Below are 11,604 nucleotides of genomic sequence, written 5' to 3' on the forward strand. Positions count from 1 at the left end.
GTCCACCGTGGCGGTGGACCAGCCCTCGGCGGCGAACCGCTGGGCGATGCCGCCCTGCCAGCCGTGGGTGGCCGAGGAGTTGTCGACTCGGCTGCGCCTCGGCGGGTGTGTGGGTGGTTGGGGGAATTCGCCGGTGGCGAATTCGCGGGCTTGCGCGGGTGGTTGGTGGTGGGCGTGGGGGGTCGCTGCGCTCCGCCTATCGGCGGCTTTTCCCCGGGTCTACGGCCCGTCAATCGATCGGCTTTCCCGCCTTGTTCGGCCGGTGTTTTCACGGCCCTACGGGCCGATTGAATGGAAGGGTTTCCCGGGCTGCGCCCGGGGGTGAGCATTGACGATGTGACGCGAAATTCGGGTAGTAGGCCATCCCTCCGATCGGGCGGGGGTGCCGGCCGGGGCCTGCGGCCCTCGGCGTTGACGATGTGTCGCGGACTTCCGGTATCAGTCACAACCTCACCCCCGGGTACCCTCCCCCGGTCCCGGCCGATGGCCGGTCCGCCGCCTGATTGCTGGGCTGGCGGCCCATCCGGCGCCTCTGGGGCGGGGCCTGCGGCCCTCGGGAGGCAGGCCCCGGCCACCGGTCCGGCTCGGGCCTCCCCGGCCCGGTGGCGGGCCCTCACGGGCGGCCCGGACGCCAGTCCCTGACCGACCCTCAACCGAGAAGTCCTGACCGGGTATCCGGAACCTTTCCGGCCGTGCCTCCCGGAGTGCCGTACAGCTCTATCCTACCGGCCTGCGAACGGGCGCAGAACGCGAACACACCACCTCGCGCCAACCGTCCATACCGGCTCTATCCGGCGACGTTCACAGCGGGAATACGAATTCCCTTCTGCTCCCTTTCGGGCCGCAATTCGAAAGCCCCGCGAGGCGCAGCGGACAGAAATCCAGTTCAGGAACGCTGAAAATGGGCCTACGGCCCTCCCAACCGACACCACGACCGTCGCTCCACGCCGCCCAGAAAATCCCGCACGACATCAACGGAGCAATTCCCGCAGCAGCGCCACCAAACCGAACAGCGGACCAGGACGGCGGCCGAGACGGGCCCGGAGGCAGCCGGGAACTCCAGGGACCGGGACAGCCAGGACCGGCCACCGGGACCCTCCAGGGGCACGGCCTGGACGGCGGCCCACCGGGCACAGCGGGACGGCCTGGCGGCCGACCAGGACAGCGACCAAGGCGCAGCGGCGGGGCACGGCACCAGGGCGGCGCGGGCGGGCCCTGCGGGAGCCCCCGCCGAGGCCCGCGGACCCGGCAGCCGGGGCAACACGGCACCGCAACACACCCACCCCCGCTCCCGGCCACATAGCGCCTGGTCAGACCCGCAACACGACCCCGTGTTGCACCCCGCACCCGCCACCAGCCGCCGAGCACCACCAGCACAAGGCCGGCCCCGACAATGGTCGACGTCCTCGCCGTACCCGGCCGCCCCGAACAGCGGCCCCCGGGACGCCGGCCACGACCAACAGATCGGTCGTCGGAAGCGCCCTCAGCCGAAGTTCTGGATCACCACACTGCATGCCAGACCACACATCACGCTCACCGCGGACGCGACGAAGCGCCATGGAGCCCAGCGCATCCGGGGCGGCAGGCACCAGGCGACCACGATGAGCACCAACTGCGCGCCCATCAGGCCGTAGGCAGCGTCGTACCGCAGACCCCAGTCCCGCCCACAGGCACCCCGCGGCATGCACACGTCGACCTCGACCGCGCGCACCGGCGCGAAGAACCAGTAGAGGATCTGGCAGAACGGCAGCAGAACCGTCGCGACGAGCGGGAACCTCCCCGCGTCGCGGTCGTGCGGCGACGATGCGGATCCGGCCGGAATGTTGTCCATGAACCGATCCCACCGCGCCGAACCGAACCACACATGAGCACGACTACTCAGCCGGGACCGATCACGTACCCACTCATCCCTAAGCCACCCGGCACAGCAACGGGCACCACACGAAGGCGCAGCAGACAGGCAACCCCCACCGGCCTCCAGGACACCCTCCACAACGGCCTGATAGCCACCCAGCAGCACCCAGCAGACGCACCCGCCAGAACAAGGGCCGGCCCCGACAACGGCCAACAGGCACCGGCCCAGACAGCCACAGCCGGACGGCGGCGGGGCGGGCAGCGATGGGTGAGAGAGCGGGACACACGACGCGGCGCTGCGCTGCGCCCACCACCCGGCGAGGGCCCGGTCCCGACCCTCGGTCACCGGACGTTCCAGCTGGTCAGAGCCAGTGCCAGTGACCGAAGCGACCGAAACCGCAGATCAACACGACGACAACCAAGCCGGACGGGCGCGGCCTGGACGGTGGCCGCCCACCCACGAGCATGGCGACCGAGGCCCAGCCCGGCACCACCAAACCGAACACCAACCCCCCGCCACCACCCCGCCCCGCAATTACGACCGAAATTCAGAACGCCATCAGAAGCCAATCCACCAAAACAGCTGAACGGAATACCCGGCAGAATTCACACCCGGAAACCGGCCCACCACACCCCACCAGCCCCCGACCGGCCCCACCGAACCCCCAACCCACCCCGCCACCACACACAGTCACCAAACCCCAGCCAGCGCCAACCCCGCCGGAGCTCTCAACAGGTCCAACCAAAGGTCCAGACAACCCACCGTAAGAGGCCAAAACACCGGCCCCAACCACCAGCTGGTCACACCCGACGGCCCCTCGCCGGGTAGAGCTTCGCGTGGAGCATGCGGTCCTCCCACCACGGATCGTCCGGAGTGGAGACCAGCGCGGCCACCAGCTCGCGCTTGGTCGGGACCGGCAGCATCAGCGGGCCCAAGTCCACAGGTCACACCCCCAGGACGCCGGGACGCAGCACGACCGGCAGCCAGGCGGCGACCTCATGTCGTCCGGAAACGGTCATATCCTCCGAATGTGGGCGACAGATGCGGTTGGTGCGGGGGCGTCCTGCCGAGCGGGCGGGGTCGCCGGTACTGCCCGCGTCCGCGTCCCTGCCGACAGGCCGCCTACCGGGCCCGCAGGCACGCCAAGGCCGCGATCCGCGCGCGTGTGCGGCCTCGGTACTGGTGAGCTCGCCTATTCAACTGTCGTCAGCTCGTCGTGATGTCCAGGCGGATAGTGACCGTAGGTGATCGCCGACTGCAGTCCGGCTCCAGGTGGCACCAGCCTGGGCGGGCTTGGCCGTGGTGACCTGGTGGTGCCTGAAGGCGTTGTGGCTGGTGGGTTCGTTAACGGCACCCCAACTCGCCCGCGGCGCACAGCAGCTTCGCGGGGAACGGTTGTACTGCTGGATCTGTGTCTGATCGACCCCGGGGTCGATGATGACGATCTCCTGCTGAACGGACGCCTCGCTGGTCATGACCGCCAGCGTGGAGCCTCGTCGTCCGGGGTGTCGGGGCTGGCGAAGTGGAAGGGGACAGACAGGTGGTCGGCCAGGGCCTTCCCCGCCCGCTCGGCGGCTGCGGCCGACGGGTGCCACCGGCTGGCCGCCTCGTCCTCGCCCAGATACCGCTTGGCCCCGGAGCAGTAAACGGTGGCCAGCGCGTGTTCGCCCTCGGGGTCCACGGCGAGCGCCAGCAGGCGCACGAACCAGTCGTGGACGGTATCGCCGTCCCAGATCGCCTCGATCGCCACGACGCGACCCGGGCAACTGGCGGCCTTGCGGGCCAAGGACTCCAGGTCGAGAGGATTGTCTGGGGTGCGGGCGATCCGATCCTGGTAGTGGCGATAGCGGTCGGCGACGATGTCTTGGGCGTCGTTCAGCCCGATCCCATCGTTGCGGCCGATCTCCCTAACGGTCCGTATCGCCTGGAGGAGGGAGTCCTGGAGGACGTACCCGTCGACCTCGTCACGGAGTCCGGCTGGCAGGCCCTCCCACCACGCTGTCGCAGCCGCCTCGTCGATCATCGTTCACCCCAGATCTCGTGTGCCGCACGGTCCGGCGCCACACTATCTGGGGTCCCTACTGGTGGGCTCGCCTTTTCAGCTGTCGTCAGTTCGTCGTGGTGTCCAGCCGGCTGGTGACCGTAGGTGGTCTCCGGCGGCGTACCGGCTCCAGGTGGCGCCAGCCTGGGCGGCAAGCTTGGCGGTGGTGACCTGGTGGTAGCCGAGGGCGTCGGCGACGACGGGGGCGGGCATCTCCAGGACATGCTGGCGCGGCTGCCAGCGGCTCGCTTCAGATCCCGCAGCGAGCGCAGGTCACCCAGCCACTCGGCAGGCGCGCGCCTCCCATGAGGAAAGCCACGGCCAGCGTGACCAGGCTCCCGACGCCAACGAGGAGGAGCGGTTCGGGAAGCCGGGCCGCGGCCCACGAGCCGGCCGGCACCGTACACGCGGCGGCCGCGATCAGCGGGACCATCGCGCCGACGCGTACCCGTCGCCAACCCGCGGCGAGCCCGACGACGCTGATGACTCCGGCCGCGCAGTTGGCGACCAGCACCCCTTGCGCGGTGCCGAGTACGAGCACCAGCACGGGGACCGCGACGAGCGCGAAGCCCATGCCGGCGAGCCACTGCACCGCGGCCGCCGTGACCACCGTCGCGCCCAGCAACACCTCGGCCACTCCCACTCCGTCGTCCCCTCCCCCGGGTTCGAATGATCGATGTGTCGGCCTCTCCCGGGGCGACGCGGACCTTCGGGCTACGCCACGGGCGGCGCCGCCCCCTCTCCTGCGGCGGGGCGCGGGCCGAAGCCGGCCAGGACGGTGCGCATCAGGCGGCGGGCCCGCTGGGCGGCGCCCTGGTCGCCGAGCAGCTGGATTTCCTGGTTGGCGGCCATGGCCAGGCCGCTCAGGAGGGACACGAGGTCCTCGGGCTCGAGGTCGGGGTCCAGGTCGCCGGCGGTCTGCGCGGTGACGATGTGTTCCTTCAAGAAGCGCCGCCAGCGCTCCACCGTGTCGTACAGGCGGGAGCACAGTTCGCCCGGTTGTCCGTCGAGTTCGCAGGAGGCGGCGGTGACGAAGCAGCCGTTGGGGAAGGGGCCCGCGACCAGGTAGGCACACCAGGCGTCGACCAGGGCGTGCAGGCACGGCAGGCCCGGTCCGGCGGCGCGGGCGGGCGCCACCACGGCTTCCACGAACAACTGCACCGCCCGGTCCAGCGCCGCCAGTTGCAGGTCGGCACGGGAGCCGAACGGGCCGACGACGCCGGCCTTGCTCATGTCGAGCGTCTCCGCCAGCGAACCGATGGTCAGCCTGGAAAGCCCGATGCTGGACGCCTTGTCCACCGCGACGTCGACGATGCGTTCCCGGGTGCGCCGGGCCTCCTCGGCCGATTTCCTCATGCCGGCGAGGAGATCGAACCGCACGGCCCCATCGAGACCGAAGCAGCCCGCCGCCTCGCCGACGACCTCAACAACCAGTAGTCATCAGCTAACCCAACACTTTCTCAGCAGGCAGGGAGCGCTCGCCCGGTGCGGTGGCGGCCAGGCTTTCCAGGGCGGCCGTGTCACCCAGCCACGCGGCCTCGACGGCGACCAGGACCCGCAGCGTCTCATCGGTCGTGGTCACGGGTTCAGTCCTCCTCGTCCGCGCCGAGCGCGGCCTGGTGCCGGCGCAGCGTGCGGGCCCGGGCTGCGGCGGTGACGGCCTCCCCTACGGTCGGCACGCGGCTGGCGGCTGCGGCCAGGTGCGCCTGCAGCACGCCCTCCGCCAGCGCCTGCACCGCGCGGAACGCGTCGCGGTCGAGCGCGAGCAGCTGCTCGCGCCCTCGCTGCCTGATCGAAGCCGCGAGGAGCGGCCCGACCGCCGGGCGCGGGACTACTCCACGCGGGATGATTGCCCGGTGCGGGCGCGCAAGGCGTGCGTGAACCACGTGAACACCGGTGCCAGGCTGGGCGGGACGGACCATCCGTTAATGACGGCCAGCAGGTGCCAGTAGCGTTCCGCGCGGGGGTCGCCGGCGATCTCCAGGCGCCTCAGCAGCCAGTGGCGCAGTTCGGCGTCGTCGGCGCGGCTGAAGGTCTGCGCGTAGCGGGCAGTGAGGGCGTCGATGATGGGTGCGGCCTCGGCCGAGGCCGGGGCGATGCCGGCATCGAGCACGCGGCCGACGCTGTCCCGGACGGTCTCGGTGAGGTCGTGGTGCAAGCCGGTGTGGTCGCCCTGGGCACGCTCGTTCGCCTGGTACTGGGCCATGCGGCGCACGGCCGCGCGGAAGTCGGGATCCTGGGTGAGCTCGGCGAGTTCCACCCAGGCGTCGACCTGCTCGGGCTCGGGGTCGTCCGGCAGCTCGGGCATGGCCGAGCGCATCATGTCGACGAAGTCGGCGTTGGCGTCGAGCCCACCGAAGGTGTCGTCGATGAAGTCTGTGATCAGGCGTCGGCGTTCGTCGTCGGAAAGCCTGGCGAGTTTGTGCATGAGGTCCATCTCCTCGGGGCTGGAGCCGCGTTTGGCCACCGCGCGCAGCACCGCGCGTCGCAGGCGCAGGGTGCGGATCTGCACTTCCAGGGCATCGGCGTGTGCGGCCGCGACCTCGGGCACCGAGACCTCCCGGTCCAGCACTTGCCGGATGACGGCCAAGTCGAGCCCCAGGTCACGCAGGGTGCGCACCAGATCCAGACGTGTGAGTGCGTTGATGTCGTAGAGCCGGTAGCCGGCCGCGCTGCGGTCTGTCGGCGGCACGATCCCGGTGTCGGAGTAGAACCGGATGGTCTTGACCGTCAGCCCGGTCCGCCGGGCCAGGTCACCGATCGTGAAGAGCGTGTCGCCGTCCATGCCCTCACTCTCGCGCCTCCCCCTACGGGAGACTCAACCTCAATCTCCCTGCTGGGTTGCCAATCCACAGGTCTTGACAATTACTCCCGAGACCTTTGTCCGACCACACCAACCAGCAGCAGGTCACACCCGACGGCCCCTCGCCGGGTAGAGCTTCGCGTGGAGCATGCGGTCCTCCCACCACGGATCGTCCGGAGTGGAGACCAGCGCGGCCACCAGCTCGCGCTTGGTCGGGACCGGCAGCACCAGCGGGCCCAAGTCCCTTGCTGCGCTGGCCTGTACGCCCTCAAGGCACTCCAGCCGGCCCGGCTCCGCCCTCTCCCGCAGCTCCAGCGAGGAGCAGGGCGCCGATCCCCAGCACCACGACACGAAGGCCGGCCCCCGACGGCGCCCAGGGCGGCAGCGAGCACGAGGCCGGCGGACCGAGCCGCGGCCGGTACACCACCGGCGCGGACCGTCCTCATCCATGCCCAGCTCAACGACCGAGGCTTATTGCTTCCTGCACTAGGCAAGACTCTCAAGAGCTGACAGGGGAGTATGCGGAGTAGGGGACGAGCTCGGGCTCCCCACCTTCCGGACGGATGTGGCCCTTGCGCTCCGGGTCGCGCCGATCGAGCGTGATCATGCCTATCGTTGTTCCGTCGAGCTCGACCACGAAGAAGCCTCGGCCCGTAGGCGGCCCTGAGCCGTCAATCCTGCCGGTCGGCGGTGAAGGCGGCGTGGCCTGGATCGAGGGCGGCCTCAAGGCGCTGCCGGAGTTCTGGTGGGCAGGCGGGGTTGGCGGCCACCTTGCGGCGGACCCCGCGCGATGGGTCTTCGGCGAGCGCCGTGAGCACATCGAGCGGGAGGTTCGGGTTGCCGGCCAGCCAGCTCCGGTTCTCTGTGGAGGCGGACATGGCCGCAGCCCGCATCAGCTTCCGGTTGGTCGTCCGGTACAGGGCCCACCAGCGGACGTGGTCCTGCCTACTGAGCGCCGCGGCGTTGACCAGCTTGGGTGGCACTGCCGGGTTGAGGATGACAAAGACCCGCACCTGCTGGTCCGGGTCGCGTGCGAGCTCCTCCAGAAGGTCGGCGGGGGTATTGGGATTCGAGGCCACGGCGGCGCGGATGTCCCACTCGTCGCGAGCCGCCGACCGCAGGGCCGCTATGTCGCTGGTCCGGCCGACGGCACTGCGCCGCACGTCCGAGACCGGATCGTCGAGCATCTGGTCCACCAAATCGGAGGGTGTACCGGGATGGGCGAGCACCGCGACGCGGACGTCGGAGGCCGGGCTGGCCGCCAGGGTGCGCAGAAGGTGTTCCGGCAGGTCCTCCCGGAGACGCGGCCCGGTTCGCCGGCCGTAGTCAACGATCCACTCGTCCGCGTGGTACCAGGCGGGGGCCTGGAGCATCCGTTCGCAGCCTGGTGTGAAGACGGTGTTGCAGGGCCGCTGTTCTTCCATGGCGTCCTCCTGACGGTGGGCGGACCTGAAGCTTAATGTCAGTTAGACGATAACAGCTTATCGTCTACTGGACGATAAGAGGCTGCTGGGACGCCCTCGCCGCCGTCCACAGGGCCAGTCACAAGCCAGGGCTGCGGGGCCGGTCAAACTCCAGCGGCAAACGGTCAAAGTTAAGTGGCAGAGGACACAAGCGACCCAGCCCCAGGCGCCTGTCCCAACCTGTCCCAGCACCCGACGAACAACGCCCCTACCAGGAGAAACAGCCTGGGACCGTCCCAGCAAAACGGACTTAACAGACCAGCTGAGACAGAGCTAGGACACGGCTGGGACACCGCCCGCCTCGGGCCCGTTCCAGATTTCTGGAACAGGCCCGGCCACACGGCACAGCAGCACGCAGCGGGGCCCAGCAGCGGAGCGGCCCGGACAGCCGGCTGTCCCAACAGCAGCCCACGGACAGCCAGCTGATTGCCACGCAATCACCCCGCTAAAAGCCACGCGCGAGGCATCAAGCGACGGGGCGGCGTCGACTCCATGCCCCGCGCGAGGCACCCGGCGCCGGGGCTGGCCGGGCGCAGCAGACGACGGGGCGCAGCCGCCGCAAGAGCCGCACCAAAGACCACACCAGGGCCACTCCAGGCCGCTCCAACGGCCACCCGCACCACACCACCGAAAAACCGTCAGCGCCACGCCGAAAGGCACCGCAAAAACAGCCGTGAAACAGCATCGGAAAACAGCGCCGAAAACAGCGGGAAACCACACCACATTCCCACCCGGGCACCACCCCTCACCTCTGGCATGGCATGCCCACGGCGAACACACACAGCAACCAAAACCCACCCCCGAGCGCACCCCCGCCAACCCACCCCACCCCCAACCACACCCCCGGAAACCGGCCCAACCGACCGAGGGAGAAACACCCAAAACACGCCAAAACACCCCGGCTGGTGGGAACAGGTCACACCCATCAGACGGGGCCCGCTACGGCCCGGGCGTCGGCATCGTTGGACCGGCAAAGGACCCACGCCCCGTGGAGCGATGACATGAGCCGCTACCTGCCCGTCCACCCCCGTCGCGGAGCTGAACGCGCCCGTCCACGCGGCCCTGCGCGCCGCACGTGGCCGGCGCCCCGCTGCTGGCCCTCGCCTACCCGCCCCGCACGCCCGGCGGGAGCTGGCACGTCACCGTGCTGGAGACCGCGACCGACGACGTCCGCTTCGACTTCCACACCGGCAGCGCGCAATGGGACCCCACGACGCGCCCGACCAGCACAAACAGCCGGGCAAGCCGAACACACCAGAGCCGGACGCCGAACCGAACCGCGGACCGAAACCTCAGCCGGCCCCCGTACCGAACCACGAGCCGAACCCCCGGCCGAACAGCCCCACGGCCTGTCGCACGGCGCAGCGCGCGACGTGGCGGCGGCCGCCCAGCGCTCAGGTGGCTCTGGCCACGAGAACGGACAGCGAACCAGCGGCCTGCGCGTGGTCCCGCCCGTGCCTTACTCGCGGATGCCTGCGGCTTCGATCGCCCGCTGGCGGGTCGCACGCCAGGTCGCTCCCGACGCGGTGACCAGGGTGACGAGGGCACAGAGCGCGACGGTGCCCAGGACCTGCGTGCACGGGATCACCGTCGGTGCCGCGTCGACGAGTTTGCCCAGCGAGATGTGCTGGGTCACCGCGGCGAGGCCGGTGGCCACGGCGGCGAGTACGGTGCCGACGACCACCGCAACGGCTGATTCGGCGGCGGCCACCTTCACGATCTGCCCGCGCACCGTGCCGGCCAGCCCGAGCAGGGCGAACTCCCGCCGCCGCCCGGCCATCGCCATGATCAGGGTGTTGGCGACCGCGATCAGCGCGTAGGCCAGCGCGATCCCCAGGATGATCACCGCGGCGTTGTTGGTCTGCTCTGCGGCGTGCGCGCGTTGGGCTTCCAGGTAAGCGTCGTAGGTCACGACGTGCGCGCCGGAGCCGGCCAGCGCCTGGTTCACCGCGGCCGTCTGCTGCGCGTCAAGTGGCCGGCCCGCGCCGGTCTGGGAGTCGAGGTAGACCCGGCTTGGCATCATCGCGCCGGTCAGCGACGCGGACAGGTAGGTGTCGTCGCCGTTCAGGCCGCGTGCGACGACGGCCGCGATGACGGTCGGGACCCGCGCGCCGGTCGGCAGCAGGGTGACGACCTGGTCCCCGGCCGAGAGACTGTCGGATTGGGCCGCGTGCTCGTCGATGACCAGGAAGTTGTCGGGCAGCGAGGTGAGCGAGCCGGAGAGTACGGGCGGCGTGACGGTCGTGCCCAGTGCGGATGCGGGCACCGCGTTCGTGCTCAGCGAGTCGATCTGCTCGCCTTTCGCGGTGCCGATCCGGATGTTCATCGAGGTGACCGGGGTGACCCGGACCCCGGCAACGGCCGCCAGCTTCTCCAGCGTCCGGGCGTCGATCCCTGGGCCGCCGGGCACCACCACGCTCGCCGTGTGGATCTCCTGCTGCTGCCAGGCGAGCACCACGGCGTCACCGGACTTCTGCATTGTCAGCAGGGTGGCGACCAGCCCGACGGCCACCACGATCGGCGCCACCGTGGCGGCCGTACGCCGCCGGGAGGTGAGGATGTTCTCGCGCACCAGCAACGGACCGGCCTTGGCCGAGCCTCGCAGCGGGCTGATCAGCAGCCGGGTGACCGGCCGCAGCAGGATCGGCGCCAGCAGGGTGACCGCGCCAACGTAGAGAAGCGGGACCACCTCGTACTTGCGGGCGCTGGCCGCCAGGTAGGGCTCGGTTTGGCCGATGACGATCCCCGCGGCGACGGCGCCGATCAGCATCCCGATCCCCAGCAGCCAGCGGATCGGTGTCATCACGCGGCGCTCCACCGCGCTCTCGCGCAGCACCTCGATCGGCCGGATCAGCGAGACCCGGACCAGGGTGGCGGCCGAGCCGGCCAGCGCCGCGGCCACGCCGATGACGAAGGTGAGCAGCAGCGGCAGGGGGTTGAAGGGGATGGTGAACCAGGATGGGGCCACGTTGTGGTCGAGCATCCAGGAGCGCAGCGGCACGGTGCATAGCGGGGCGAGGGCGCAGCCGGCGCCCGCGGCGGCCAGGCCGATCAGCAGTGCCTCGCCGAGGACCATGTGCCGCACCTGGCGGGGTGCGGCGCCCACCAGCCGCATCAGCGCCAGTTCACGGCGGCGCTGCTCGGTGGCGAAGGCGAAGGTCGCGATGACGACGAACACCGCGACGCAGATTGCGAGTCCGGTCGTGCTGCCCGCCATCGCTTGGGCGTTGGCCAGGGCCTGGGCGCCGCCGGTGGAGTCGGTGTCGAGCCTGGTGAGGTCGTCGCCGATGAGAACCACGGCCTGGCCGCCCACGAGGGCGGACAACTGCTTCGCGTTCTGGTCGGTGGCTAGGTGTACTGACCACGGAGGTTGGTGACAGGGCTCACGGCGTGGTGATCTTGAAATGAGTGAGGGCCTTCTGGCTCGGTGTGGATTGCGACA

Annotated in this window: 12 protein-coding genes; all 12 read right to left on the reverse strand. The window is 70.4% G+C overall.

Annotated features, from left to right (window positions below; translation table 11 throughout):
• Positions 1-1,483: 1,483 nt before the first annotated feature.
• The gene (locus tag ACWCYO_RS38640; protein ID WP_270150726.1) at positions 1,484-1,831 is read right to left on the reverse strand and encodes a hypothetical protein; all 348 of its coding nucleotides are present in this window, start codon (positions 1,829-1,831) and stop codon (positions 1,484-1,486) included.
• An 824-nt stretch (positions 1,832-2,655) separates the two neighbouring features.
• Positions 2,656-2,796, reverse strand: a complete 141-nt coding sequence (locus ACWCYO_RS38645) for a hypothetical protein (protein WP_449786812.1) — start codon at positions 2,794-2,796, stop codon at positions 2,656-2,658.
• 530 nt (positions 2,797-3,326) lie between these two features.
• Positions 3,327-3,878, reverse strand: coding sequence for a hypothetical protein (locus tag ACWCYO_RS38650; RefSeq protein ID WP_449786813.1), 552 nt, complete (start codon positions 3,876-3,878; stop codon positions 3,327-3,329).
• Between the two features lie 75 nt (positions 3,879-3,953).
• The gene (locus ACWCYO_RS38655; protein WP_449786814.1) at positions 3,954-4,109 is read right to left on the reverse strand and encodes a hypothetical protein; all 156 of its coding nucleotides are present in this window, start codon (positions 4,107-4,109) and stop codon (positions 3,954-3,956) included.
• A gap of 37 nt (positions 4,110-4,146) precedes the next feature.
• Positions 4,147-4,533: a TSUP family transporter gene (locus ACWCYO_RS38660; protein ID WP_449786815.1), complete on the reverse strand. Its 387-nt coding sequence runs from the start codon at positions 4,531-4,533 to the stop codon at positions 4,147-4,149.
• A gap of 77 nt (positions 4,534-4,610) precedes the next feature.
• On the reverse strand, positions 4,611-5,252 hold the full coding sequence (locus tag ACWCYO_RS38665) for a TetR/AcrR family transcriptional regulator (RefSeq protein ID WP_449786816.1): 642 nt from the start codon (positions 5,250-5,252) through the stop codon (positions 4,611-4,613).
• Positions 5,253-5,340: 88 nt separating this feature from the next.
• The gene (locus ACWCYO_RS38670) at positions 5,341-5,478 is read right to left on the reverse strand and encodes a hypothetical protein (protein ID WP_449786817.1); all 138 of its coding nucleotides are present in this window, start codon (positions 5,476-5,478) and stop codon (positions 5,341-5,343) included.
• A gap of 4 nt (positions 5,479-5,482) precedes the next feature.
• Positions 5,483-5,632, reverse strand: a complete 150-nt coding sequence (locus ACWCYO_RS38675; RefSeq protein ID WP_449786818.1) for a hypothetical protein — start codon at positions 5,630-5,632, stop codon at positions 5,483-5,485.
• Positions 5,633-5,727: 95 nt separating this feature from the next.
• On the reverse strand, positions 5,728-6,681 hold the full coding sequence (locus ACWCYO_RS38680) for a MerR family transcriptional regulator (protein WP_449786819.1): 954 nt from the start codon (positions 6,679-6,681) through the stop codon (positions 5,728-5,730).
• A 123-nt stretch (positions 6,682-6,804) separates the two neighbouring features.
• Positions 6,805-6,927 carry a hypothetical protein gene (locus ACWCYO_RS38685; RefSeq protein WP_270150725.1) on the reverse strand — a complete coding sequence of 41 codons (123 nt, stop codon included), beginning with the start codon at positions 6,925-6,927 and terminating at the stop codon, positions 6,805-6,807.
• 443 nt (positions 6,928-7,370) lie between these two features.
• Entirely contained in the window at positions 7,371-8,123 is a 753-nt protein-coding gene (locus ACWCYO_RS38690) for a variant leucine-rich repeat-containing protein (protein ID WP_449786820.1), read from the reverse strand.
• 1,498 nt (positions 8,124-9,621) lie between these two features.
• Positions 9,622-11,487, reverse strand: coding sequence for an FtsX-like permease family protein (locus ACWCYO_RS38695; RefSeq protein WP_449786821.1), 1,866 nt, complete (start codon positions 11,485-11,487; stop codon positions 9,622-9,624).
• Positions 11,488-11,604 lie beyond the last annotated feature (117 nt).

Source organism: Kitasatospora sp. NPDC001683 (assembly GCF_053596495.1).